Source organism: Stieleria bergensis (genome assembly GCA_007745635.1).
Classification (GTDB): Bacteria; Planctomycetota; Planctomycetia; order Pirellulales; family Pirellulaceae; genus Stieleria; species Stieleria bergensis.
Genome location: CP036272.1, coordinates 2967612 through 2994516, shown reverse-complemented (window position 1 = coordinate 2994516; position 26905 = coordinate 2967612). Strand labels below are relative to the sequence as shown.

Genomic DNA, 26905 nt, shown 5'->3' with positions numbered 1-26905 from the left:
CTTTGTCCGTATTGTGAACTAGCGCGGTTTAAGTTTAGGACCAAGTGCTTGACCAAAGCTGGGTGGATTGTGCGATTGAACGTAAAGCTTCCCTTGCCCGCTGAACTTACAGACAAGCCCTTCACCACCCAGGAAACTGCCAATCAAGCTTTGACCCGCCTTACCAATGCGGAACTGCAACGTGTCTTCAAAGGCCACGATGTGCCCTGTGTCCACGACGTATTCGCTCTGAACATCGATCTCGTGAATCGCACCAAAACTGTTTAGGAACAAATCGCCTGTCCCCGAACATTTGACCCAGAACATGGATTCGCCGCTAAAGAGCGCCTTGCCAAATCCCTGCCAAGTGGAATCGATTTCGATGTCAGTGCTCGATGCCATCCAACTGGAGCCTTGCACGATCAAGCTACCGCCGGTCAGTCGGTGATGCATCACGTCACCCAACAGGCTGGGGCCAATGATCAGTTTCTGCCCCGGCTCGGTCGATGTGAAATGGTTCAGGAAGAAGCTTTCGCCGCTAAACATCCGTTTAACGCCTTTCAGCAATCCGCCTTTGCCACCTTTCTTCCGAGAAGTGGTTTCAACATGAAACCCGGTCGACATGGCGACCATCGCCCCGACCTCGCAGGTTACCGATTCATGCTGCTGCAGCGTCAACTGAGCAACAGTCATCGCCGGGCGATACATCAGTTCAAATTGCATAGCGTCTGTCGCAAACGTGGTTTGATTCGCAAAAGGAAAATGCGTGGGAAAGGAACATCAATCTCAGGGCGCCCCACAAGCGTCACAAACGGGTCCGGTTGTGGAAGCCGCGTGAGGCAGGTTGGCGTGTGCATTAATACAGGTGAGCGTTGGTCCAAGCCGCCAAGCCGTCAAAGGATCGCGACTGCATGTATATCTTGCCCGGACCATAGACACGCGTGACCAAGCCTTCACCGCTGAAGAAGCTAGAGAAGATTCCGCCGGCCATCCCCACCTTGATTCCGATGGTTGGTTCATAAGCGACGAGGTGGCCGCTATCGACCACATACTCGTCTTGGATTTCGCGTTCAAAGATGCCGCCATAGGCTCCAAACCACACGCGGCCTTTTCCGGAAACCTTCAGCCGAAACAGACCTTCGCGAGCGATGAACATTCGGATCCCGGCCCAAGACAATCCCAGCTTGACGCCCGGTTCACACGCGATGAACGCCCCCGGTTGCAAGTACATGGTGTTGCCGTTGAGCTCAATGCATTCCATGTCACCAGGAAACGCTTGCGTCAGCGTGAGCTCACCGCCAGTCTTGGTGGTAAACGAGTTGACGAACATGCTTTCGCCACCAAAAAGTCGCTTCAAGATGCCCTGAACCACACCACCGCTCCAGCGAGTTGACATCTCGATGGTGCCACTCATGGCCGCCATTGCATCCGCTTCGGCAATGATCTCTTCACCGGGTTGCAACTGAACGTGAATATTAGAAAACGATGGCTTATCTCGAATCTCGGCCTGCATCCTGAATCATCCAACTTCAATTGGGAATGAACCGCATCACTTAACTGTCAATTTCTATCAACGTTGCTCTGCCACACAGTCGCTTAAGCCAGACATTGTTGTCGAAAACAATCCATCCGTCGTTGCGTCTGTGCAGTCAGCTAACGTTAGGCCACATCATAACAAAATCAGGGCGCGCGGGATGCATGCCAGAAAGAATTCTTTTCCGCCTGCGGTTACCTCAACCCAAACGTCTGTCTGTACATGGGATGGTGCCAAAGATCGCACGTCGCAATCCTTGCCAACGATCTGCCAGCGAGGCTTCGATCAAGCGACAAGCTACTTGATCGCTTGCTTTAACTGATCCAAGTCCGTCGCCAAGGGCTGATACTCGGACTCAGGAAGATCGCTGACGAGTTGCTGCAGCAAACGAATCCGTTCTTCATGCGAAGGATGGGTGCTGATCCAGTTCAACGCCCCTGGCATATCAGGATGCTCATGCTGCATGATTTCAAAGAACTCAGCCATCGCCGACGGATCAATTCCCGACTCATGAAGCATTCGTAGTCCTTCCGCGTCCGCCTCGTTTTCCTGGCCTCGACTGTAGCTATTGACCGTCGCAAACTGAAACACCTCCGCTCCAATCGCCAGCAATCCCGTACCATCGCCAACCAGCACAGCCAACGCAGCGCCTACGCCGAGCGCCTGAGCGGTGCGTTCCATTCCATGCCGCAACGTCGCGTGCGCCATCTCGTGGCCCAGCACACCGGCCAACTGCTCGGGCCGTTCAGCAGCATCGATTAACCCCGTGAAAACAACGATCGTCCCACCGGGCAAACAAAACGCATTGATTTGGGGCGACCGCACGACGTGCACCTTAAACTCCAAGCCCTCCAGAGAGGCCTGGGGTGCCAACTGATCAACAATCGCCTGAATCGGCTCCAGCACTTCAGGTTTATCGATTTCTTCTTGCTTCAGGTCCATGGACTTGTAAGCGACATCGCCAAGCTGTTGATCAATCGAGACCGGCAACGCTTTGACAGCGACCTTTGCACCAAACCGAAGTGCAAAGTAACCGCCGACCAACAGCAGCAAGCAAACCACCAGCGAGACCAGACCGATTGAAAGCGAACGACGGGAGTCTTTGCGTCGCTTCTTGTGCCCCAGATTCAGAGACTCATCGAGCGTTCCCGAGGAGGCCTGCGAAAGCGCCCTCGCAAACCGTTTGCCTTCGCAGAAGATCGTCACCATCCCCTCTGGGTCACGGCAAAACACCATCTTGCCGTTGTAGCCGCCCATCTCCACTTTGCAATCGCGAAACGGAATCTCAAACACATCGCCGTCTGGCGAAACCGCTCTCACAGCGCCAGGCCCGAAGGTGATCTCCGCCCCACAACGTCCGCCCTTGACCCGATCGCTCATCACGCCACCGGTGAAGGTCGCATAAGCCTCTTGAAACGACATGGACTGGTTTCCTTTCGATTTCTGTTAGTGGAGCCAAACAAACCCGGCTGCAGAAACAATGCTCAAACAGCTGACGTGCTCTGTCCAATCATACCCCACCGCCACCTGGAAGTGGCCATTGGCGTTAAATCCACACTGCGCCAACCGTACGGTGCCGTGCTTGCACGCAACAATCAATACGGTGCCGTGCCTGCACGCAACAATGCACCAGAAACGATGCGGATCTGATTGGCAAAATGGTGGTGCAAGCACGGCACCCTACGAACACAACTCCGGTTCGATGACATCGCGATTGCCCAGAGAAAAACCAGAGATCGAAACCGGAACCGCGGTTTACACCACGTCGGCAGTGGTCCAATCACCATCAATGCGGCGCGGAGTGTTGCCCGTCGGGTTTTGATCCGCCAGCAGTTTCGGCAACCGCGCCGGACGCACGTTGTCGTAACTGGTCAGTTTGCCAAATCGCAGCATGGCCCCGGGGATTCCAACGGCAGTGAAGCCTGGATGTCCGGTCGCCGGGTAGGGACCACCGTGGTTCATTGCAGCACTCACTGCAACGCCGGTTGGCATTTTGTCGTTCAGCAAACGACCAACTTTTGGTGTCAAGGCTGCGGCCACTTGATCGTAAACCGGATCGTCGCCGCCTTCGCTATCGCTATAGATGCAACCGGTCAGGTTACCTTCCAACTGGCTCAGGATGTTGACAACTTGGTCGACGTCATCCGCTAACACGACGAGCGAAGCATTACCAAAGGCCTCGGTTTGATAGCCTTCGGGGTCACTCAAGAACTGAGTTCCGGTGCAGGTCATCAGCGTATTCGCCAACGCACAGCGGTCAGTTTCCAGTTCACCGCCGCCGACCTTTAAGTCAACGCCCAGGTCGCACAGCGTCCCGATACTGGCGCGTAAACTTTTGCCGACCGCTGGCGACAGAAGCGTGCCAGGCGCGGCGTCTGCATATCGCTCTGCGACTCGGCTGACGAAGTCATCCGCATCACTGCCCTTGACCAAAATCACCACACCGGGATTGGTACAAAACTGGCCCGCTCCCATCAGAGCGCTGCCGACGAATTGATCAACAATCTCATCTCGTTGCTTGGCCAATGCCTGCGGCAGGACGACGACGGGGTTGACGCTGGAAAGTTCCAGATAGATCGGCTTGCCAGCTTGGTCGGCAGAGGACTTTAGCTTTAGCCCCGCCGATCGACTGCCGGTGTAACCGGTCGCGCCAACTCGCGGGTCACTGACCAAACGCTCGCCGTCGGCGTGACTGGTGCGGTAGATCAGTTGCACAATGGCGTCGGGAACCTCGGTTTGCTGGGCAGCCTGGAAAGCCAGTTCGGCAAGCAGCCGAGTGGTTTCCGGATGCGAGCTGTTGGCTTTACCAATCACCGGGTTGCCGGCCGCGATCGCAGCCGCAAAATCCCCGCCAGAGACCGATCCAAAGGCATAGGGAAAGTTGTTTGGTCCGAACACACAGACCGGCCCCAAGGGTTCATAGCAACTGCGAATGCCGGCGGCGGTATCGATCGTCGCCAGCGCCCAGTCACCACTGCGACAGGAGTCAGCCGCGGCGCGCAATTGATTGCTGGTTCGCGGCAATTCACCATCAGCCAGCCGCGGTGACTTGGCCAAACCGGTCTCACGGTGAGCCGCTTCAACCAAGGCATCCTTGTTGGCTTCAATCAGGTCGGCATAGGTCTCCAGAAACACAGCGATTGCTTGCGGTGACAGGCCACGCATCACCTTCGCTGCTTCGACGGCAGCATCCAGTGCAGCATCACAATCCTGCCAAGAGCTGACGGGAAACGTTTCTGGCAGCAAAGCATTGGTATTGGGATCAGTGGCCTGGAACGTGCCCGTTGCATCGGCGTCTTGCCATTGTCCGTTGATCAGAACTTGAGCGGTCATCTTGCCTTATCCTTGTTAGTTTTGAATCACTGGGTTACTTAACGTTCCGATTCCATCGATGGTGATATGAATCATGTCATCGGGGTTCAATGTAAACTCGCTGGTTGGCACGATCCCAGTCCCGGTCATCAAGAAAGCGCCGGTGGGGAAGTCATTGTCGCGAGCCAACCACTGCACTAAGTCTTCGAACGAACGAGCCATTTCGGTCGCTCCGGTGTCACCGTGGAAAACCACTTGCCCCTGACGTTCAATTCTCAGGTGCACACCGATCTCTTCTGCTGGCGGAAGTTCTCGATAGAGTGTGATCCACGGTCCTAATCCTGCACACTGGCGATAGCACTTCGCCTGCGGCAAATACAATGGATTCTCACCTTCGATGTCTCGCGAACTCATGTCATTGCCAACGGTGAGTCCGACGATCTTCATCGCTGGGCTTAAGACCAACGTGATTTCAGGCTCGGGCACATTCCAAGTCGCATCTTGTCGAATGCGTAGCGGTTGCAGGTGCCCCGCAACACGATGTGGAGTGGCCTTAAAAAACAATTCTGGCCGATCCGCTTGGTAAACTCGATCGTAGCAACTTGCGGCAGCTTCACTTTCTTCCATGCGCGCGGTCTGGCTACGCTTGTAGGTGACCCCCGCAGCCCAAACTTCCTGTGCATCGATCGGCGGCAAAAACGTGATGTCGCCGGAGATCGGCAGGGCCGCTTCTTGCTCCAGGGACTCCGCCGCTTGAATCGGATCGTCTGCGGCCAGAATGTCCGAAAGTGTTGCCAATCGCTCGCTAGCCACGAGCGGAACGAATTGGTTATCCTTTACGGTCGCAATCCGGGCGTTGCCCGAAGCGTCTTGGTACTTTGCTATTTGCATGCCTAAATTTTTCCTAATCATCACGGCTTTGGCAACGATGAATCAGCACCCCCAGCGGTCCGCCCACACCGATCAACCGTCCACTGCTGCCGGCAACTCAGGCACACAGCTCTGTTGGACGGGGGCTGGCTTTGGAAGCAGACAACACGCTGCTGGCCGAATGCAAGTTTGCTCGCTGGTTCTGATCTGTCTGTTGTTGCCAATTCTGGTGGGTTGTCCCAGTGGTGACAAGAAGGGCCCCCCAACTAAAAACGGTAACAACCCTCCGCCATCCGGTGAATCGCTGGAAAAGTCGCTGGAACCAATTTTGAACGAAATGAGCCAAGCGCTCGCGTTGACCGAAAACGGCGACTGCTCCACGGCCATTCCGATCTGGGAAAAACTCGTTAAACAACGCCCCGATGACGTGCCCACTTCGCTGAACGGTGCCTTGACACACGTCTTTGGCGTCGAACAATTGACCAAAATCGCCAACAACAACTCCGAAAGCAAAGACAACCGCAAAGCCGCCAGAGCCCAGTTGAGCAACGCCATCACGCAGGCTCGAACGGCAATCACCCGGTATGCAACACTCAGCGACGATGCGCTGACCAAGCAATGGCTGCAGGGCCTGATTGAATTGCGCGAAGCCGAATTGCTGCCTCCCCCACTGAACGAGAGCATTCGCGACGAAACCTTCAAGACACTGACGCAATTCATCCAGCAGAGTGCAGACGATACACCGGGCATTCGTCTTCTGGGCGGAACCCTGGAAGACCTGAACGCACTGATGAGCCGTGGCGAAGGCATGAGCGACAGTGAACTGAAGCAATCCTTTCAAGCTTGGCAACGGCTTTCGGACCAAGACCCCGACAATGTGTTTTTGGCCAAAGAGGCAATGCAATACGCCATCGAAACAGAGTCTCCGGCGGCCAAGCAAATGGTCCAGCGAGTCGCATTGTTGACTCAAGCCATTGAGCCCACGCTGGTCAAAGTGCTGCGGCCGACCGGTTTGACGCCGGATCAATTTCCCGATCAACTCAGCCAGCTAATCGACGCCAACGACTGGAACAAAACCTACGACCTGTCAGCAAAGTGGACCAACCCGATGGGGCCCTCGGAATTGCTGAAGCTGGATTACCGACGCGCCGCGCCACACCCATTGGACCGACTCGATTTTCGCTCCGTTCGCCAACTGGCCACCGAAATCGCCAAAAAGAAGGCACTGAAAACATCCTCCGCGACCATCAAATTTGCCGAAACAACGGTTCACAAAAACACCAAACTGACAACGGCTATCGATTTCAATCTGGATCTGCAAACGGACTTGGTTGCCCTCGGTGACGACAACACGTTGCACCTTTTACGAAACGACAACGAAAATCAATGGTCGGACGTCGCACAACTTGAGCTTGCGTTTAGCCCCGCAGGGATTCGAGCGGTGGACTTGTTCATGGTTGACGCCAGCAATCCGCTGCGACTGGAGGTCAACTCCAACCAGACGCGGCGTCACGACACGATTCAATCCGTGATGCTGTTTGGAGCCTTCGGCATTCGCTTTGTACAAGTCGATGGTCGCCCACAACCCGGCCCGGCGGGACTTCTCAGCTTGATTGACACCGAAACCGGCTTGGAAGAACTGACAAACGTGACCGATGTTGTCTCCGGTGACATGGACGGCGACGGAGACCTGGATCTGATTGCCGCGTTGCAATCTGGAGCATTGAAAGTCCTTGTCAATCGCGGCAACCGGACTTTCTTTGAAGCCCCGGTCGGTTCTGTCACCGTTGACGCAGATGACCCGATCGCCTGCATGAGCATTGGCGACTTGGATCGAGACCTTGATCTTGATGTGCTGACGCTGCACGCCAAAAGTGGCCGAGTGGGACTGCTGGAGAACCTGCTGCACCTGCAAACCCGTCACCGCTACCTGGACCAACTGCCCGCCATCGATGTTAGCAAGCAGAACGGCACCGCCAACGGAATGTTCCTTTCCATGGAAGACGTTGACGGCAACATTGGCTGGGACATTGTTGCCAGTTCTGCCGCGCAAAGTATGGTGGCTTTTGCCAATTCCAGCGATGTCGGCGTCTGGACCGTTGATCATGTCGAAACAAACGATGGCTTCGCGTCAGAATCGATCGCACGTCCCGTGCTGGGAGATTTTGACAATGACTCGTATTTAGAATGGCTGGGGCCGGAAAACGCCTATCGGATCGGCCCCTGGGGAATCCAATCCATGGACCAAGCACCGGTTGTCGCGCTGGCTGATTCGATCCTACCGACGGACATGAACGGGGACGGACGACTGGACTTGGCAGGCATTGCCAACGGCATTCTGTCTGCCACCACCAACGCCACCGAATCCGATGACCATTACCTCACCTTTCGCTTCAAGGGAATCGCCGACAATGGCAATAACAGCGGTCGCGTCAACCAATATGCCATCGGCTCGACGCTAGAACTTCGCTTCGGCCCCCATTATCGCAGTCGAGTCATTCGCACCCCCGCGACTCATTTTGGAGTCGATGGAGCTGAATCCGTGGACAGCATTCGTATCATCATGCCCAACGGTTTCACGCAATCGGTGATCAAACCGGCGATCGACTTAGTGGTCGAAGAAGAACAAACACTCAAGGGTTCCTGCCCCTACCTGTACACCTGGGATGGTCAGCAGTTTGCCTTCCAAACCGATTGCCTGTGGGCTGCACCGCTGGGCCTGCAAGTGGCAGCAGGCATTGTCCAAAAAGATCGCCCCTGGGAATACCTCTTGATCGATGGCGACAAAGTCGCGCCAAATGCCAAGGGCGACTATGAATTCCGCCTGACCGAAGAGCTCTGGGAAGTTGCCTATGTCGACCATGTCAAAGTGACCGCAATCGACCATCCCGCAGAGGTGACCGTGCTGACGAATGAAAAGGTCGGCCCACCGTCGATCGCGCAGCAACGCGTCTTCACTTATCGAGACGATCAACTGTTCCAACCACAGTCCGCAACCGATACTCAAGGGGACGATATCACCGCACGGTTGTCGCAGAACGACGGACAATTCGTCAAAGGATTCGACTACCGCATTCGTCAGGGGCTTTGTCCGCCGCACTGGATCGACGTTGATTTTGGGGACAAAGCCACGCAAGCGATTGCAAACGATCCAGATGCCGAAGTGACCATGATTCTGCGCGGCTGGATCCTGCCCACGGACACGTCGCTGAATATCCAAATTGATCAAAATCCCGAACTACCAGCCATCGAGTTCCCGTCCGTTTGGGTTCCAGATTCGAATTCTGAAGGGGGCTGGAAACAGGTGATTCCCTTCATGGGCTTTCCCGGTGGCAAGACCAAAGACATCGTGGTGGACCTGACCGAGCACATCAATGCACAGGATCCTCGAATCCGCGTGCGAACGAGTGCACAAATTTACTGGGACAGTGCCAAACTCGCCATCCAGGATAAAGCATCGGTTCCCCAGACACGAGCTCACGAATTGACCATGACCGCCGCCGAAGTGGCTTACCATGGTTTCTCGACGCTTGTCGAAGGCACCGGAAACGGCCCATCGGGTTACGACTACAGTCGCCCGAAACAGCGTGCCAAGTGGCCGCCTCTGAAAGGATTCGTCAGCGACTTTGGTCCCGCGTTAGCACCGTTGCAGCAATGGGACGATGACATGCTGGTGATCAGTGGTGGCGACGAGATTCGGATGACGTTCACCGTGCCCAGCGAGCCACTGCCGGCGGGCTGGAAACGCGACTTTATCTTTCACTGTGTTGGCTGGGACAAGGACGCCGACCTAAACACCCTGACCGGCCAGTCGATCGGACCTCTGCCCAGTCGGCACATGCCTGGGTATCCCCCGACGGCTGAGACGCGCGAGATCTTTGATACCGTTCAGGAGAAGAACCAACCGCGTCTCAATCGCCGCCAGAACTTCCGCGAGTTTTGGTATCGGCCGGGACGTTGACCTGATTCCACGCGGTGATTTGGTCGCAGAACTTCAAGAACTTCGGCCAGAAACTGGCCAACCAGGTGCACACGGTAATGGAGGGGCGTTGCCTTCTGTTCGCTTGCGTTCAGATCGATGTTTTTGGGTGGTTTTGCGTGATTCCCTTGCCCCATTGTGCGGATTGACCTCTGTTGAACTCGATTGGCTGGACGCGTTGCAAATGCTCCTGCGTCCAATAGCCGCCACCGAAATGGCGTGTTCCGTCGTCGATTTCTTCAAAATCCCCTCATTCCATCAAACCCTTTGGCCGCGGAATGCGTCCTAAATAGAAGCGCCAAAGTGGGCTTTGATCGCACTCTTCTCTTTCCCGCCGCTTCCCATGCCCGACGCCAAATCACCCGCCCCAAAAAAAGCTCGCCGCGTCATCACACCACGACTGCGGCTCGTGCTGTATGTCGTGTTGACTCTGTTTGGCGCGTTATCAGCCAATGGACTGTATCTGGCCGGCGTGACCGCACTGCAGTTCTTCACCGGCGAAACGTACGAATCGCATTCCTATCAGTTGATGTTCTTGGGACATATTGGTTTGGGGCTGTTGTTGATTGTGCCCGTGGTCGTGTTCGGGTTCGCACACATGATGCGTGGCAAGGATCGTCGCAATCGGCGAGCGGTCAAAATTGGCTACGCTTTATTGATCGTCGCTCTCGTGATCCTGATCAGCGGCGTGCTACTGACTCGAATGGGATCGATCAGCATCGTCGATCCCTCCACGCGACGGATTGTCTATTGGAGTCACCTGCTGGCACCGGCCGCGGCAGTCTGGCTGTACTGGCTACATCGCTTGGTGGGTCCAAAGATCAAATGGCAAATTGGTAAACGTGTTGGCGTGGCGATCGCTGGCTTTGTGGTGATCATGGTAGCTTTCCAGGCAAGTGATTCAAAGATCAGCGGCGATAAAGCTCCTGCCGATGGCGATCAGTACTTTAAGCCCTCATTGGCCAAAACGACGACCGGCAAGTTCATCTCCGAGAAGGTCTTGATGAACGACGAGTACTGTCTGCGCTGTCATAGCGACATTCACAATGATTGGATTCACAGTGCTCATAAGCTAAGCAGCTTTAACAACCCGGCCTATCGCGCCAGTGTTCGCGAAACTCGAAAGGTGTCGGCACAGCGTGACGGCAGCGTCCAAGCATCGCGATGGTGTGCCGGGTGCCACGATCCGGCGCCCTTCTTCTCTGGCAAGTTTGACGACCCCAACTACGACGACGTGGACGATCCAACGGCACACGCCGGTCTGACTTGCACGGCCTGCCACGCGATCCAGTTCATTGATTCCAACATTGGAAATGCAGACTACACGATCGACGAGCCACATCATTATCCGTTTACATACAGCCAAAACAAGCTGCTGCAGACGCTGAATGAACTGATGGTCAAGGCAAAACCAGCCTTCCATCAATCCGAGATGCTGAAACCCTTTCATCGCACAACTGAGTTCTGTGGCACCTGCCATAAGGTTTCCTTACCGGGTGAACTGACCCATTACAAACCCTGGCTACGCGGGCAAAATCACTACGACAGCTTCTTGCTCAGTGGAGTCTCAGGGCACGGGGCGCGCAGCTTTTACTATCCTCCGGTGGCGCAAACAAACTGCAATGGCTGTCACATGCCACCGATCGCCAGCGATCAGTTTGGTGCCAAATATGACGAATCGCTGGGCACGACCGCCAGCCTTGGACACCGCTTCGCGAGTGCCAATTCTGCGATCTCCCACTGGATGGGTGATCCGCAGGGCGTTGAGGCGCATCGAAAGATTCTTGAAGGCTGCATGAGAATCGATTTATTTGGTCTGCGCCGTGAGGCAGAGGTTGACGGCGAATTGATCGCCCCGCTGCCCAACGAAGGGGCGACCGTTGTGGCTGGTCAGAGTTACTTGCTGGAAACCGTTCTGCGCACCTTGACGCTGGGACACCACTTCACGCAAGGAACCACCGACAGCAACCAGGTCTGGGTCGAGCTTACCGTCAAACAAGCTGGCAAAGTCATCGGTCGCAGCGGGCACCAGGACCAGCGCAATGCCGTCGATCCTTGGTCACACTTCGTCAGTAACTTTGTCGTCGACCGCGAAGGCAATCGGATCAATCGCCGGAACGCGCAAGACATCTACACGGTGCTTTACAACAATCAGATCCCCCCAGGCGCCGGGCAGATCATCCACTACTTGCTGGACGTGCCAGAGGATTCGATGGAAGACATCGAGGTCGAGGCAAGGCTGCTGTATCGTAAGTTCGACACCGAGTACTTGGACTTCGTGCGTGCCGATCGCGATCCGCACCGCGACCCGCTGAACCTGGGGCAAGTCGGTGAGCCGAATGACCTGCCAATCATCGAAATCGCCAGTGATCGAATCACGTTGTCGGTCTCGTCAGCAGCCGACTCGGACCTGGCCGACCCCGCTTGGTTGCAAGCGGACACGTCCGACGATCAGCAGCCGATTCCGACCTGGCAGCGCTACAATGACTATGGAATCGGTTTGCTGCTCAATGGCACCGCAGAACTGAAACAGGCGGCCGAGGCATTCCGAGTGGTGCAATCACTGGGGCGATACGATGGCCCGCTCAACTTGGCTCGTGTGCATGTTGCTGAAGCCGATTTGGTTTCCGCCAAAACAGCTTTGGACAAGGCATTGGAATTCGATCCTGCACCGCCGTCCTGGACGCACGCGTGGCTAAGCGGGACCGTCAATCGACAAAACGGCAACTTTGAAGCCGCCGAAGAACTTTACCGAGGCGTCTTGAACACCAAGGTCGAAGAACGTGGCTTTGATTTCTCGAAAGACTACATCGTTCGCAACAGCTTAGGTGGGACGCTGTTCGACTTGGCACGCAAGTATCAGGATCGTGACGAAGCGCGCTTTGAACGCTACTTACAGGCTGCGAACCGTGAATTCCTGACCGTACTGGAAACCGATTCTGAAAACGCGACCGCCTACTTGAACTTAACTCAGATCGCTGATCTGATGGGCGACAAGCAGGCGCGTGACCGGTATGCCGCAAAACACCAACGCTATAAACTCGACGAAAACGCGGCCGAAATCGCCTTGCCAAAGGCCAAGCGAAAGTACCCCGCCGCCAACCATGCTGCTGAATCGGTCGTGATTTTTGATCTCAAACGCGATCTCTAACCACAACCTATCCTTTCAGCGATCCTGCTGTCCGGGAACGAAACTCTGTTGCCCGGGCGAACAAATTTTCTGCTCGCTTCGGAACCAAGTACCAAGATGTCTGATCCGTCTCAAACCGATCACGATCCGGCCCCTGATGAGACCTTAGAAGAGGACGTTCAGAATGATGCCGTCATTGGATCAGCGCTGCGAAACTCGCTGATTGTCTTTTGCGTTGCGATGTTCCCGATCATGATCTTTTTGATCTATCTGAATGTGACCAAGAAGGACGATCAGACGGTTGAAGTAGAGCCCCAGGCGCCTGAAGCTCGCGTGATCGACGATGAAAGTTTGCCGACCATTCAGATGACCGACGTGACAGCCGAATCGGGTGTTCAGTTCAAACATCACGCTGGCAAGGCCGGCGAAAAATTGCTGCCCGAAACCATGGGCAGTGGCGTTGCTGTCTTCGACTACAACAACGATGGCAATCAGGATTTGCTGTTCATCAATTCCACCGACTGGCCGTGGACAGACAATGGCAAGCAGGCCACCTGCCAGCTTTATCAAGGTGATGGCCAATTCCACTTTACCGATGTCAGCCAAGAAACCGGACTGGACATCAGTCTTTACGGCATGGGAACCGCAATCGGCGACTATGACAACGACGGCGACCAAGATGTCTTCATCAGCGCCGTTGGCGGCAACCGCCTGCTGAGGAATGACGATGGAAAGTTCACCGACGTCACTGAAGACAGCGGCGTCGCGGGAGACGAACAGACCTGGAGCACAAGCTGTGGTTTCTTTGACTATGACAACGACGGATTGCTGGATTTATTCGTCTGCAACTACGTCAACTGGTCTCGCGACTTAGATCTGTCCCAATTTTCAACGATCGACGGCAAGAACCGCGCCTACGGACAGCCCAAAGACTTCACCAGCACCTACAGTTATCTGTATCACAACGACGGTGATGGAAAATTCACCGACGTTTCCAAACAATCAGGCATCCAGATCAACAACGATGAAACGGGTGTCATGGTCGGAAAAGCGATGGGGGTTGTGTTCACTGACACGAACCGAGATGGATACCTGGATATCGTCGTTGCCAACGACACGGTCAGGAATTTCCTGTTCGAAAACAACCATGATGGCACGTTTAGCGAAACCGGACGGTTAGCAGGCATTGCGTTTGATCTTTCCTCGGGCCAAGCACGCGGTGCGATGGGCATTGATGCGTCACATTTTCGTCCCGGTGGTGCACTGGCGATCGGGATTGGCAACTTTGCCAATGAACCCAGTGCGTTGTATATGTCGACGCCAAAACGCCCGTCGTTCAATGACGCGGCGATGTACACCGGATTTGGCCCCCCGACGCGTCTGGCACTGACGTTTGGGCTGTTTTTCTTTGACGCCGATCTCGATTCAAGGCCTGACGTGTTTGGTGCCAATGGACACCTGGAAGAAGAAATTGAAAAGGTCCAAACCGCGCTGCAGTACGCGCAGCCGCCCCAGCTGTTCTGGAATGCCGGCGCAGACGCCGCTTCGGAGCTGATCCTCTTGGAACAAGACTGCACCGGTGAATCGTTTTGCGAACCGATTGTGGGACGCGGAGCTGCCTATGGTGACTTTGATAACGATGGCGATTGCGACATCGTGGTCACCGCCAGCAATGGTCCGGCCAAACTCTTTCGCAATGATCAGGCAACCGAACATCATTTCGTTCGCTTACGCCTTGTGGGAACATCCAGTAACAGAGACGCAATTGGGACACAGGTTTCCGTCACCGCTGATGGCACCACGCGAACTCAAACGGTCATGCCAACTCGGAGCTACCTGAGTCGCAGCGAGAACGTGCTGACGTTCGGCCTGGGAGACAACACTGAAATCGACGAGATTGAAGTGACTTGGCCGGGCCAGCAACCAACCGTCGTGACCGTTGACGGCATCGATGATGAGTTTGTCATTCAGCAGGACTAAGGTTACTAGTTGACCGAATAGTTGATGTCACACAAGCGGCGCCCAGGCTAGCTGGCCTCTTGTTCGGGCTGAACATCGGTCACATGCGACCAAACCTTACCGCTTGCCAGTCGCGTCACGATTTCATCGCCCAGCTTGACGGAATCAGCGTTGGCCAACACTTGGCCGTCAGGGTCGGTGGTCACGCTGTAACCGCGCGACAGGGTATTCAAGGGAGATAACGCCTGCAACTGAGCGGACAACGCCGCGATCTGCTGCGCGCTGGTCTGTAGCTGACGCTTGATGGCCATCTGCAAACGGCTGTCCAAGTCGTCGATCAGTTGAGCCCGCCAGTGCACGATCTCCAGCGGTTTGGCCAGAGCAGGGTGGTTGGCCAGTTGCTCTAGACGGTTGTAACGCGACTGGACCTGCAGTCGCATCGCCCGGTGCAAGCGCTGCTGTAGTTCCTGGACTTGCTGGCGATGATTGCTGCGATCGGCGAACACCTTGACGGCGGCATCTGTGGGTGTCAACGCACGTAAGTCCGCAGCGAAATCGGAAAGCGTCACGTCGACTTCGTGGCCAACGGCGGAGACGGTTGGCACATCGCATTGTGCAATCGCACGGACAACCGCTTCCTCATTGAAACACCACAGGTCTTCCAGACTACCGCCGCCGCGCGTGAGCACAACGACATCGGGTTGAGGCGACATGATTTGGACGGCTTTAAACGCTTTGCGAATCGATGCGGCAGCGGGCTTGCCTTGGACCTGGGCGGGGATCACCATGATTTCAGCATCGAGCATCCGATTGACCGCCGTCACCAAAAAGTCATGCACCGCCGCTCCACTGGGACTGGTGATCACGGCAACGCGTTTGGGATGGTCTGGCAACAGCTTCTTCCGTGACTCGTCGAAGAGCCCTTCCGCAGTCAACCGCTTCTTGAGTTGCTCGAACGCTTGCTGCAGCGTGCCTAAGCCCTGCGGCTGGATTTTACGAACAACGATCTGGTAGGTCCCGCGGACGGTGTAGACCTCCAATGCGCCGCGACAAAGAACGCTCTGTCCGTTTTGTAAATCGAAGTCAATCTTGGCTGCAGCACTTCGCCAGATGACCGCCCGCACTTGGGACTGGTCGTCTTTGAGTGAGAAATAGATGTGTCCACTGCGCGCACGCACCAAGTCCGTGACTTCACCGACCATCCACAGCGGCGGAAAGGTTTCCTCGACGACCATCTTCAGCTGCTGATTGACTTCACTGACCGTTAGCGGCCGAGCGTCATGCATCGCAGATTCGTTATCAAGCAGAATATCGTCCATCAAAATGTCAGCCGTGAGTCAGCAAGGGAGTGCGGGATGTCTGATTGTAAGCCAATTGCAGCGGGCAACAAATCCCTCCCGATGCCGCAACCTATGTGGCCTGTTGCTGTGTAAGCGATCGCCGTTCCGCCCAAGCAGCAAAGCCGCCTGCCATTGGGCCCGTCACTCCACACTTTGATTCTGGAAGCGGTTTCGAATCAGCTTCATGAGCAGTGGAAACAGCCCCAACAACGCAAACGCGATTGTCAACAGGATCAATCGCTGCGGATCGATCACCGCGGTCACACCGTCATCCGCCAAGGTTTGCAGATTGGGCACCCGAGAGCCAGCGAACACATAAACCGCCGTCCCGGCCAGCATCCCGATCTGGCTGACCCACCAAAACGTCCACACGGGAATCCTGGTCAGCCCCATCGCCAGGTTGATCAGAAAGAACGGCACGGCGGGAATCAAACGCAGTGAAAACAAATAGTAACCACCTTCCTGCTCGCTTCGCTGCATGACCTTATTGAGCCGAACGCCGTATTTTCTGATCACCCAATCACGCAACAGGTACCGACTGCTCAGCATCGACAAGGTGGCCCCTGCGGTGGAAGCAAAACTAACGAGCACCAACGCAGTGACGAATCCAAAGAACCATCCATAAACCAGCGTCAGCGGACCTGCGCCGGGCAAGGACAATCCAGTGATCCCAACATAAAACGCGATGGCCGCGAAATAGCAGATCCATGGCGAATCGGATTGGTAACGCCGCAGCTGTTGCTCATGTTCAGCCAATCGTTCCAGCGTAAACGATTCTCGAAACAAGCTGCCGCCGATCAGAATGCCCAGCCCAAGGCAAACGAACAGGATCAGTTTTCGGTTGCCGCGCCCCGCCTCAGGCGTGGGATCAACGGACACTGAATCTGGCACTGAATCAGACCCTGGGGATTCATCTGTTGTTATGCCCACGATCGTACCACCGGAATTTGTTCAGACGCAATGGAACGCAAACAAGGCTGCCTCGTCTGCATTGACAATCAACGCTCAGTCCGCTGACGGTTCAGACGGTTTCAACGGCTCTTCATCGGGCTGCGGGTCGACCGGGACTAATCGGATGCCATAGGCCTGATAGAGTTGATTGAATTGTTGCACAAACTGAGCTTGATGTTTGGCTGGCAAGCGAATCGGTCCGAGCGTTGCTTCATCGCGAAATAGAACTCCCTCTGGATCCGCCATCGTTCCGGTTATGGTGCTTGTCATGTTTCCCGCATCCTTTGGAGAGATCCCAAACACCTTGCGTTGCTGGCCTTTGCGGCGATTCTATTCGGATTGGCCGCGATAAAGATCTGCAGGTTTCGGAAAGCCCAGTGTCTTGTCCACCAAATTGTATGGCGTCAGACCTCTTTGATAACGTTTCAAGTTGATGGCCGCCATTGCAGTTGAGTCATCCACGCGACGAAACGACTGGGCGCCCACATGCGGCGAAATCATGACTTTGGGATCATCCCACAGCAAGCTTTCAGGTGGCAGCGGCTCAACTTCGGTGACATCCAATCCGGCGCCCGCCAGCTGTCCGCTTTGCAAGGCATCACACAGCGCTGCTTCTTGCACCACCGCCCCCCGAGCGACATTGACCAAGTACGAACCACGCTTCATTTGCTCGAAGCGCTGCTGGCCGAACAAGCCGCGAGTCGAGGCATTCAAAGGCAGTGTCAAGATCACGTAGTCGCTGCACTGGAGCAGTTGGTCCAAGTGACCAGCAGGCCAAAGCTCGGCAACTTCTGGAGGTTTCTGTTCAGGAAAATAGTCCGTGCCCACGATTTTCACGTCCCAGGGAGCGAGCATTTTGGCAATCATTCGACCATTGCCGCCCATGCCGACAATCCCCACCGTCTTGCCCCGCAGGTCGTCGGTTGGCAAACGCATGAACTGTCGCTTGGCTTCGGCACGGAAAAACAATGGGGCACGACGAATCAATCCGAACAGCAGCGAAAAGGTTTGCTCGGCAACCTGCGGAGCGAACAGCCCCGAGGCGCTGCTGACCACGATCCGGTCTTCGGCAATCACGCCCGGGACCAAGCAGTGGTCCATGCCAGCGGCGGACGACTGAATCCAGCGTAACTTGCCCGCATCAAGCACTCGATCCCAGTTCACGGGAACTTTGGCGTGCCCGATAAAAATCTCCGCCGTCGGGAGCAGCTCGTCGATCCGCTCTTGGCCGGCATTGATGATTTCGAAATCAGGCGCCGCAGCCTGCAGCTGAGCAATGTGTTTTTCGCCAACGGGATAACAGAGAACGATACGCATGGCAGCAAATTCTGGGAAAACAAAGGCAGTGGTGCGTCGATCATAGACATCTGGCCAAGCTCAATCGAGAAAGCCCGTGAATTGTGACAACAAAAGCAAGAACGCTCAATGGTCAGCCCCGTGCAAGACCAGCGGATCGACAGCAGCCGCAACTTGGCCTCGCCGAGACTAGCGACCTGCACTCGCCCACTAATCCGGCATCTTGCACCGCCAACCGAGTGCACCGCCAACCGACATCATTTCCGCACAAAAACCCGCCACACCGAACCGGTTCTGGCGAATAGAATACGGCTGCACTCGCATAGCGAACTGCATTCGCACGCTGATTCGGATTCCCCAGGCAATTCAAACATGAAACGCTTCTCGTATTCCCAGGCGAACTGCCGACCTTTTCAACTTCTCGTCGTTCTCGGGGCGATGTTATGGCTGGCTGCGAGTTCCGCCGTCGCCGCGCGTCCCAACGTATTGTTGATCATCACCGACGAGCACAACTTTCGCACCCTAGGCTGCTATCGCGAACGGTTGCCGCAAGAACAGGCCGAGATGTGGGGCAAAGGCGCTGTCGTTCCCACGCCCAACTTGGATCGCATTGCCCAAGAGGGAGTCTTGTGCACGCGGGCCTACGCCACCGCACCGGTGTGTTCACCCTGTCGAGCAGCAATGATTACGGGGCGATATCCCCAGAACACCGATGTCATCACCAATGACATTCCCCTGGACCGTTCCATCCCCTCGCTGGCCGATCGTCTGAATAAAGCTGGATACCGCACGACATTCATTGGCAAGTGGCACCTGGGGGGCACAGGCAAACCAGAGTGGGCACCGAAGGTTGATGGGGGCTTTCAAGACAAACAGTTTATGTTCAATCGCGGCCACTGGAAAAACTTTGCGATTGACAATGGCCTGCCAAAGGTTGGTGCTCGGGACAAAAAGAACAAACCCAGCTACGCCTTGGCCGACGCCGACAACCAAAGCTTTTCCACCGACTGGTTAACCGATCGCGCGATTGACTATGTCAGTCAAGACAGCGACAAACCGTTTCTCGCAGTGGTTAGCTATCCCGATCCTCATGGCCCCAATACAGTTCGTCCTCCCTACGATCATCGCTTTGATGGATTGAACTTTCAGCCGCCAAGAACTTACCAGCTTGATGCCTCCAAACCAGGCTGGCTAGGTGCACCGAAAAAGCATCCCGTGTTTCGCGGCCAGGACATGTCAAAGTACTTTGGAATGGTCCAGTGCATTGATGACAACTTGGGTCGCCTAGTCAAACAGTTGCGTGAGAACCAACAACTCGACAACACCTTGATCGTCATGACCAGTGATCATGGGGATCTATGCTACGAGCACGATCGGCAAAACAAAGGCAATCCTTATGAAGGATCAGCGCGCGTACCAATGATGTTGCGTCTGCCGGGCAAAATCCCCGGCGGCCAAGTCTACAAACATCCCATGGGCACCGTGGACATCACACCAACCATCATGGGCCTGCTGGGGTTAGCGGGGGATCCAGACGACGAAGGGCGCAACTTGACCGCTGACTTTGACGCCGTGGATCAACAAACTGCCCAACCAGCGGCACAGCAAGTCACATTCCTGCGCAACGCCGGCCGGGCCGCAGGCTGGGTTGCCGTTGTGGACGATCGCTACAAGCTGATCCTGTCGGTCAATGATTCCCCCTGGCTGCTAGACAATCGGGAAGATCCCGACGAGATATTGAACTTCTATCTCCGGCCCGGCACAGCTGGCGTCGCGGAACGTCTGGCAAAACAAATGCAGCAGTATGCCAAGCGGACCAATGACCCTTGGTACGATCACCCCAAGATCAAGTCAGCACTGGATGACATGCTGCGATAGTTCAACGTCGCCGAGGAAAAGCCTCATCGCGGCGCTGACTTCAGCGAATTGCTAGCACGACTGGGGAACCCTTAAAGTCATTAGAATTGACGCAACTGTCCAGGTTGCGGCGGGCCGAGAGGGCAATTTCATGAGCAACCGTTCCGCTTAGGCAATTTGGCAAAGTTTGTCGGAAGGCGAACAGTCAAAAAACATCTTTTTAAGTCCTTTTCGCCCATATTCCCTAAAGTCTTGCGTACTCTTTAAGCGGTGGCTCACCTAGTCACACTGTCAAATGTTTGCTTTGCTGTTCCCTCGCTTTTATTGTCATAGGTTTTTCCGGCCATGTCACGCTCGCTTGTCCTCGCAATCGTCGCGCTATCCAGTCTCTCCCTGACTGCCGGCAATTCTCAGGTCGCTTCGGCCCAGTGCTGTGGCCCTACTTACCGGCTTAAAACGACCACCATCATGGAACGCCAGGTGGTCACTGAAAAACGACCTGTCACCAAGACTCGCTGGGAGCCCACTGCGGTGACCACGCGACGCCCGGTCACCAAGACTCGTGAAGTCGTTCGTGACGTCACGGTCGCGGTTCCCTATACCGAGACCAGCTATCGGGACGAAAAGTACACCGTCTGGAAACAGATCGAAGAAACGACCATGCAACAGCAGCAGTACCAACAGACGGAATACGTCCAGGAAACTGCTGAACGCGAGCAATCGGTCACGACCTATCGCCCCGTGACTGAAACCACGATGGTCAACCGGCAATACACGGTCCAGCGTCCTGTCACCGAAACCAAGATGGTCAATCGCCAGTACACCGTCCAGCGTCCAGTGGTTGAGACTCACATGCAGACCCAGTACCGCACGACCTACCAACCAGAAGTCACCACCAGCAGTCGCACCGTTGACCAAGGCGGCTACGTCCCCCAGACCACGGTCACTCCCGGTAGCGTCAGCTACCAGACTCAGTACCAACGAGCGATGTATGCAACGCCTGGACCGCTGGGCATTTTCGCCCGTGTCCACGGTGGCAACGTTGTCGCTCCGGTCTACAAACCACCAACGGCTTCGACCCAGATGGTGTACAAGCCAAACTACGTTCAACAGCAGGTCGCGCAAACGTCGTACAAACCTGTCACCGAACAATTGCAAATTCCAGTGCAAGTGCAACGCACGCAGACCGAAGTTGTCACTCAGCAGGTTCCCGTGCAAACCACACGCCTGCAAACCGAAGTGGTCACCCAGCAAGTCCCCGTGCAAACCACGCGGATGGTTCCAGAAACAGTGGTCCAGAAGATCCCCTACACCGTTCAGAAACCTGTGACCAAAACGTACACACGGCAAATCCCAGTCACCTCCAAGCGGTGGGTCAGTGAAGAACGCGTGCGACGCATCCCTGTGCAAACCACCAAGACACGCTATGAGTCGCGAAAGGAAACGGTGCAGGTTCCCTACACCGATTACGTTGTCGAAACCAAGACGGTCTACAAGCCCGTCAAGGTCACCGAATGGGAATCCTATCAAGTGACCAAGTGTGTGCCCCGGCAAGTTGTCCAGCGTGTACCGATCGAGTACTACGACCCGTTCAGCCCAGCGATCAGCAGTGGTTATTCATCCTTCGGATCGTCGGTTGTTGAAACCACAGACGCTCCGCCGGCTCCCGTCCCCGCTCCGGCTCCTGTGGAAAGCAAGAAACCCGCTGTCGATGAAGGTTCAGCTGCCAACGAAACCGAAGGCGAAGCAGAAACCGACGGCAAAGGCAAAAGCGAAGCATCTGAAGAATCACTTCAACTGCTTGGCCCGAACGACGCGTAATCCGCGTCATTGGCGTGGCGAGTTTCGTCGTTTGCCAGATACCGTAGCACATTCATTCTGAACGCCGGCAGCGATCAACTGTCGGCGTTTTTTGTTGGCGACTCGGGTCAATGCGAACCCGCAGCCATTCGCGCCGCGGCCGCTCATCGCTCAATTTCTTGGCCAGAATTCGCTCGCTGGGGAGAGCGCCGGACCACGTGGGGCCGGTGAGGATCTAAACTATTTGCTCCCACCGATTCACCTTTCGCTTCAACCGGCCAATGCTGATCCTTCGACAACTCTCTGCACTGGCGATGCTGGTCTTTGTTTCCAGCCACACTCTGTTTGCCTCCCAGCCGGTGACGATTCCGCCAGCGATGACAGACCTGCTGCAGCAGCATTGTGCTGACTGCCATAGCGGCTCTTCACCTGAGGCTGAGATTTCACTTGATGATCTGCATGAGCTAAAACTCGATGATCAACTGACCGTTCTCAACGCTGCACTGGAGCAACTGCACTTCGGAATGATGCCGCCGGCGGACGCCGATCAACCCAGTTCGCAGGATCATCAAGCGCTTCTGCACTGGCTCACCGAGCAGCTCGATCAGCAGAACGCCAATCAACTTCGGGACAAGCTACGCAGGCCCGAATACGGCAACCACGTCGACCACGACGCATTGTTCTCCGGTGAACATGTCAATCGACCGGGGTTCACCGAGAACCGACGCTGGCTGATCAGTGAGTACATCTTCGATGCAAAATTCAATCGCATTCTCAACCATCAAGTCCACGTCAACATCGACGGCAAACGCCAATTCGTCACCGGCAGCAACAAACGTCGTGTGAACCTGACCAACCCCTTCTTGCTGCCAAATCATTCCGGTGTTCGCTATTACGCGAACGAAACGCTCAACGGTGGCCACTTGCTGACCATGTTGACCAATGCCAAGGAAGCTGGAGCTTACATGTTGTACTTGGCTGGACGCGATCAACGCTATCTGCCAGCGGTCACACAACTCCTTGCCTTGGAAACTCAACATGCCAAAACGTTAGCGGCTCGCGAACGATTTCTAAACCAGCATCTTGAAACGGTCTTGGTAAACCAATTTGGCAACCAACATGCAAAATTACTGCCCGCGTTTCAGCCCGTTGACGTGCCTGCACCGATCCCAAACGACGGCAGCGTCAAGAAGGCACCGTTTCATGCTGCGAACCCTGGCAACAAAGAACTGGAACTGGTCTTTCGCTCCATGCAGCGCCATCAGGCGGACGGCTTGAGCGATCAACAATTAGTCGAGCGATGTGAACGCGAATGGTTTTACCATGGCCATAATCCAAGAACAATCCAGGCCCGAATCACGTTCTTGAATAACTACATGGAAGAGTTTCGCGGGCAGATCAAACAGCATCGGTATGCTGAAAAATACAAGCCTGTTGAATACCGGCCGCTCAGCGAGTCGGAAATGCAAACGATCCAAACCACGATCGGCAAACATCGCTCCGCTGGCGATCGCTATGACGCCATCATTCAGAAATGCATGGAACAATGGCAACAAGAATTCAAACAAGCCCGAATCGATGCCGGACCGGCGGATCCAGCACTGGTAACGGAACTGGTCCAGCAATTGTTTGAAAAGATTCTCGAACGACCGCCAAGCGAAGGTGAGCAAGAGAAACACGTTGCCTTGGCAACCCACTTCCTGAACGGACTGGGAAACCAAGAAGGCGTCAAGAAACTGATCCAAACGTTGATCTTGAACACGGACTTTGTTTATCGCAGCGAGTTCGGCCAGGGAGACGCCGATCAATACGGACGCCGGATGCTGTCGCCGCGCGACGCCAGCTACGCATTATCCTACGCGCTGACAGACAATGGCCCCGATAATGAACTTCAAACCGCTGCGCGTGAAGGCCGTTTAAAGTCACGCGAAGATTACGAACGCGAAGTGCGTCGAATGCTCGCTAGACGCGACCTGTACTCGATCATCGATGAATCGGTTCACCGGCCCAACGACCTGTCTAGCTTTACCCGCATGCCGATTCGCGAGCACCGATTCATTCGCGAGTATTTTGGCTATCAACGCCTCTTGCCAATCTTCAAGGACAACAAACGATTTGGTGCCAGCTACGATGCTGCCAAACTGCGTCTGGTCTCGGAAACCGATCGCCTGGTGGATCATCTTCTGGAACAGGACCAAAACGTCTTCTATGAATTGCTAACGACTGACAAGTTTTATGTTTTCCATTCCGGAGACAACGAAGTCATGCAAGCATCGGCGGATCGCATTCGCCGCATCTACGACTACTTTAAAGACAAGAACTGGAATGAATTCGAAGTCGAGGATCTGGGGAACCACAAAGAGTTCATCGCGGCGGAAAAGATGCGTGGCATCGACGTCAGTCGCCTTTTCAAGGACCGCCGTTACAACCCACTGAACGCATTCAAGTCACAACTTGCGAGCTTTACGCTGCGACTGGATAAAGGACAGACGGCCGCGGCGCCCTACAACTCCTTTCCCGCCCATGGCATGGCCAACGCGGCCTCGCGTTACGGCGGCCGTTTCCAAAGTCCCGAAGTCGCCCGGTTCTATAACATTGACATGGCTGATTGGGATTACCAAGCCATTCAACCAGCGACCGTCCGGCATCGCAAGGGCTTGTTGACTTCGCCCGCTTGGCTGATTGCACACGCCAAGAACACAGAAACCGACCCGATTCAGCGTGGCAAATGGATCCGCGAAAAGCTGCTTGCCGGGACGATCCCTGATGTTCCTATCACCGTCGATGCCGTGATCCCAGAAGACCCGCACAAAACGCTGCGACAACGCATGGAAGCGAAGACTGGCGATCAATCCTGTTGGAAATGCCATCAACACATGAACCCGTTGGGACTGCCGTTTGAAAGCTTTGACGATTTCGGACGGTATCGCTCCGAAGAACGCTTGGAATACCCGGAAAACTTGCTCAAGAAAGTCCAAGACAAAGGTGCTCCACACGAAGACCTTCGCGACATCTACAAGACACTGCCCGTCGTCACAGCGGGGGCTCTTAGCGGAACAGGTGACAACAGGCTTGATGGCGACGTCGAGAACGCTTTTGATCTGATCGATCGACTGGCGCAAAGTGATCGCGCCAGGCAGACCATGATTCGTTATGCTTTCCGTTACTTTATGGGACGCAACGAAACGCTCTCGGATTCCAAAACGCTGATCGATGCGGACCATGCCTACCTAGAAAGCGGCGGCAGTTTTGACGAACTGATTGTCTCCCTGCTCACATCAGACTCCTTCATTTACCGCAAACCCAACCCGGACACGCTATGAGCATTCATCGACGTCAAGTATTGCAAGCGGCAGGAATCAGCCTGGGTGGCATGTCGTTGGCACAATCGCTGGCGCCCGCCCTGGCGACGGCAACCAGCCCCATCGCTGCCGGCCTTGGCCCACGAAGGTTTGTCTTCATCCGCAAATCAAATGGGGTGCGGCCCAAGGAAGTGACCCTGCCGAGCTTTTCGGATGCCCAGAAAAAGGCAGACAATGATCGTCAGCCGCTGGATGTTGATCTCGCCAATCATGACTTACCAGAATGGCTCCAGCAGCTTGAAACGCACAAGCAACATTTGTGCATCCTGCAGGGACTTTCATGCAAGATGAGCGAAAATGGGCACTGGTCGTATTCATCCGTTTTAGGAGCTTACAAATCCGGTCGCAATTCGCTGAGCGGCATTAAACGCGCCACCATTGACTTCGAGCTTGCCAAACTGTTTCCTTCGCCATTCGGACATGTTGAACTGTCGTTGACCGGCAACTACAGCACATTCCGCACCGGGATTGTCTCTGGCTATTCGGCGCCCGCTCCGCATCAACGCAATTACTGCTATGCCGATCCACAAACGGCATACAACGAACTGTTCAAGTCTGTCACCCATCCGGAGGCTGTCGATTCAGACAACCAAATGCTGGCCTTTCTGCAAGGAGAAGAGAACTTCAAAGCCGAAATGTTGGCCGGCTATGAAAAGCAAAAGCTCAGCAACCATGTGCAGTCCATTGAACAGATTCAAGAACGCAATAAGCAGCTGACTGGACTCGCTGATGTGATCAAACAGCACCTACCGGAGCTCGACGCGGTCCACGCCAATGGAGGCCAGAATGCCTCGACGCCAGAGAAGCAGCAAGCGATGACGGACATCTTGGTGGCCGCCCTGGCAACGGGCTTAACCAACGTCGTGACCTACACCATTGATGAACTTTCGACGCCAATCAAAGGACTGCCCGGAAACGAAAGTGATCACATCTCGATCCACGAACTGGGACACAATGGCGGCTATAGCGGCGTCCCAGCGGATGAGATTCGTGAAACCATTCGCGTTGGCCATGTCAGCCAAGTCGCGACCATCGTGAATAAGCTCAAGAAGATTCCCGAAGGAAACGGGACGCTGTTTGACAACACCGTGATCCTGTACTTTCCAGAAAACGGCGAAGGTCACCATAGCCATGGCACCGAAGCTCCATTTGTCATTCTGGCTGGAGACCACTGCCGCCTAGACCTGCTCGGTCGCTACATTCGCTTGCCGTACCATGGCACCGAAGGCCACAAAACCATCGGCAACTGGTACACCACACTGCTGAACGCGTATGGAAACCCCATCCAGCATTACGGGGACATGGACCTGGAAATGTCGCGGAAGAAACTTGATCAAATCGGCGCGATCAAACAGTTCATGCCCGCATAGAACACGCTGCGGTTCAACGCGTCTGACGCCCCACCGGCTCGTGTCCACTGGGCAGGCGGTGATTGGCATCGGAGATGCGACGCCAAACAACGACCGCTCCAAATAGCGATAGGCAAGATTTTCCATTGCCAAGGCAAAATCTGCCTGCTGGCGACTTGAGCTTTTC

At 55.2% G+C, this 26905-nt stretch carries 16 protein-coding genes; 7 read left to right on the top strand and 9 right to left on the bottom strand.

Annotation, left to right across the window (positions count from 1 at the left end; all coding sequences use genetic code 11):
• Positions 1–18: 18 nt before the first annotated feature.
• The 5 genes from SV7mr_RS10340 to SV7mr_RS10320 all read right to left on the bottom strand — a co-directional run bounded on the left by SV7mr_RS10340 (position 19) and on the right by SV7mr_RS10320 (position 5716).
• Positions 19–702, bottom strand: a complete 684-nt coding sequence (locus tag SV7mr_RS10340; protein WP_145271698.1) for a TIGR00266 family protein — start codon at positions 700–702, stop codon at positions 19–21.
• A gap of 133 nt (positions 703–835) precedes the next feature.
• Entirely contained in the window at positions 836–1492 is a 657-nt protein-coding gene (locus SV7mr_RS10335) for a TIGR00266 family protein (protein WP_145271696.1), read from the bottom strand.
• Positions 1493–1810: 318 nt separating this feature from the next.
• Positions 1811–2935 carry a M48 family metallopeptidase gene (locus SV7mr_RS10330; protein ID WP_145271694.1) on the bottom strand — a complete coding sequence of 375 codons (1125 nt, stop codon included), beginning with the start codon at positions 2933–2935 and terminating at the stop codon, positions 1811–1813.
• A gap of 333 nt (positions 2936–3268) precedes the next feature.
• Positions 3269–4846, bottom strand: coding sequence for an aldehyde dehydrogenase (NADP(+)) (locus SV7mr_RS10325; RefSeq protein ID WP_145271692.1), 1578 nt, complete (start codon positions 4844–4846; stop codon positions 3269–3271).
• Positions 4847–4861: 15 nt separating this feature from the next.
• A complete protein-coding gene (locus tag SV7mr_RS10320; RefSeq protein WP_145271690.1) occupies positions 4862–5716 on the bottom strand; it encodes a fumarylacetoacetate hydrolase family protein in 855 nt (284 codons plus the stop codon).
• Positions 5717–5753: 37 nt separating this feature from the next.
• On the opposite strand from SV7mr_RS10320, the gene SV7mr_RS10315 reads away from it, so the two are divergent.
• The 3 genes from SV7mr_RS10315 to SV7mr_RS10305 all read left to right on the top strand — a co-directional run bounded on the left by SV7mr_RS10315 (position 5754) and on the right by SV7mr_RS10305 (position 14784).
• A complete protein-coding gene (locus SV7mr_RS10315) occupies positions 5754–9656 on the top strand; it encodes an FG-GAP-like repeat-containing protein (protein ID WP_419188362.1) in 3903 nt (1300 codons plus the stop codon).
• Positions 9657–10017: 361 nt separating this feature from the next.
• Positions 10018–12825, top strand: coding sequence for a multiheme c-type cytochrome (locus SV7mr_RS10310; protein ID WP_145271686.1), 2808 nt, complete (start codon positions 10018–10020; stop codon positions 12823–12825).
• 96 nt (positions 12826–12921) lie between these two features.
• A complete protein-coding gene (locus tag SV7mr_RS10305; protein WP_145271684.1) occupies positions 12922–14784 on the top strand; it encodes a CRTAC1 family protein in 1863 nt (620 codons plus the stop codon).
• Between the two features lie 47 nt (positions 14785–14831).
• On the opposite strand, the gene xseA is transcribed toward SV7mr_RS10305, so the two are convergent.
• The 4 genes from xseA to SV7mr_RS10285 form a co-directional block, all read right to left on the bottom strand.
• Entirely contained in the window at positions 14832–16082 is a 1251-nt protein-coding gene (xseA, locus tag SV7mr_RS10300; RefSeq protein WP_145271682.1) for an exodeoxyribonuclease VII large subunit, read from the bottom strand.
• Between the two features lie 162 nt (positions 16083–16244).
• Positions 16245–16994 carry a TVP38/TMEM64 family protein gene (locus SV7mr_RS10295; protein ID WP_419188361.1) on the bottom strand — a complete coding sequence of 250 codons (750 nt, stop codon included), beginning with the start codon at positions 16992–16994 and terminating at the stop codon, positions 16245–16247.
• 114 nt (positions 16995–17108) lie between these two features.
• Complete coding sequence (locus SV7mr_RS10290) at positions 17109–17324, bottom strand: hypothetical protein (protein ID WP_145271678.1); 216 nt, start codon at positions 17322–17324, stop codon at positions 17109–17111.
• Between the two features lie 60 nt (positions 17325–17384).
• The gene (locus tag SV7mr_RS10285) at positions 17385–18371 is read right to left on the bottom strand and encodes a D-2-hydroxyacid dehydrogenase (protein ID WP_145271676.1); all 987 of its coding nucleotides are present in this window, start codon (positions 18369–18371) and stop codon (positions 17385–17387) included.
• A 351-nt stretch (positions 18372–18722) separates the two neighbouring features.
• Here SV7mr_RS10285 and SV7mr_RS10280 point away from each other — a divergent pair, with 351 nt between their 5' ends.
• The 4 genes from SV7mr_RS10280 (at position 18723) to SV7mr_RS10265 (ending at position 26739) form a co-directional block, all read left to right on the top strand.
• Positions 18723–20228, top strand: a complete 1506-nt coding sequence (locus tag SV7mr_RS10280) for a sulfatase family protein (RefSeq protein ID WP_419188360.1) — start codon at positions 18723–18725, stop codon at positions 20226–20228.
• A 324-nt stretch (positions 20229–20552) separates the two neighbouring features.
• A complete protein-coding gene (locus tag SV7mr_RS10275; RefSeq protein WP_145271674.1) occupies positions 20553–22028 on the top strand; it encodes a hypothetical protein in 1476 nt (491 codons plus the stop codon).
• A gap of 260 nt (positions 22029–22288) precedes the next feature.
• Positions 22289–25330, top strand: coding sequence for a DUF1588 domain-containing protein (locus tag SV7mr_RS10270; protein WP_145271672.1), 3042 nt, complete (start codon positions 22289–22291; stop codon positions 25328–25330).
• Positions 25327–26739, top strand: coding sequence for a DUF1552 domain-containing protein (locus tag SV7mr_RS10265; protein ID WP_145271670.1), 1413 nt, complete (start codon positions 25327–25329; stop codon positions 26737–26739). The genes SV7mr_RS10270 and SV7mr_RS10265 overlap by 4 nt, the downstream gene beginning before the upstream one ends.
• Positions 26740–26905 lie beyond the last annotated feature (166 nt).

Coding starts and splice junctions, on each gene's coding strand:
- SV7mr_RS10320 (WP_145271690.1), bottom strand. CDS start 5,716: ATGCAAATAGCAAAGTACCAAGACGCTTCGGGCAACGCCCGGATTGCG.
- SV7mr_RS10325 (WP_145271692.1), bottom strand. CDS start 4,846: ATGACCGCTCAAGTTCTGATCAACGGACAATGGCAAGACGCCGATGCA.
- SV7mr_RS10305 (WP_145271684.1), top strand. CDS start 12,922: ATGTCTGATCCGTCTCAAACCGATCACGATCCGGCCCCTGATGAGACC.
- SV7mr_RS10270 (WP_145271672.1), top strand. CDS start 22,289: ATGCTGATCCTTCGACAACTCTCTGCACTGGCGATGCTGGTCTTTGTT.
- xseA (WP_145271682.1), bottom strand. CDS start 16,082: ATGGACGATATTCTGCTTGATAACGAATCTGCGATGCATGACGCTCGG.
- SV7mr_RS10280 (WP_419188360.1), top strand. CDS start 18,723: ATGAAACGCTTCTCGTATTCCCAGGCGAACTGCCGACCTTTTCAACTT.
- SV7mr_RS10265 (WP_145271670.1), top strand. CDS start 25,327: ATGAGCATTCATCGACGTCAAGTATTGCAAGCGGCAGGAATCAGCCTG.
- SV7mr_RS10285 (WP_145271676.1), bottom strand. CDS start 18,371: ATGCGTATCGTTCTCTGTTATCCCGTTGGCGAAAAACACATTGCTCAG.
- SV7mr_RS10330 (WP_145271694.1), bottom strand. CDS start 2,935: ATGTCGTTTCAAGAGGCTTATGCGACCTTCACCGGTGGCGTGATGAGC.
- SV7mr_RS10335 (WP_145271696.1), bottom strand. CDS start 1,492: ATGCAGGCCGAGATTCGAGATAAGCCATCGTTTTCTAATATTCACGTT.
- SV7mr_RS10290 (WP_145271678.1), bottom strand. CDS start 17,324: ATGACAAGCACCATAACCGGAACGATGGCGGATCCAGAGGGAGTTCTA.
- SV7mr_RS10315 (WP_419188362.1), top strand. CDS start 5,754: ATGAATCAGCACCCCCAGCGGTCCGCCCACACCGATCAACCGTCCACT.
- SV7mr_RS10310 (WP_145271686.1), top strand. CDS start 10,018: ATGCCCGACGCCAAATCACCCGCCCCAAAAAAAGCTCGCCGCGTCATC.
- SV7mr_RS10340 (WP_145271698.1), bottom strand. CDS start 702: ATGCAATTTGAACTGATGTATCGCCCGGCGATGACTGTTGCTCAGTTG.
- SV7mr_RS10275 (WP_145271674.1), top strand. CDS start 20,553: ATGTCACGCTCGCTTGTCCTCGCAATCGTCGCGCTATCCAGTCTCTCC.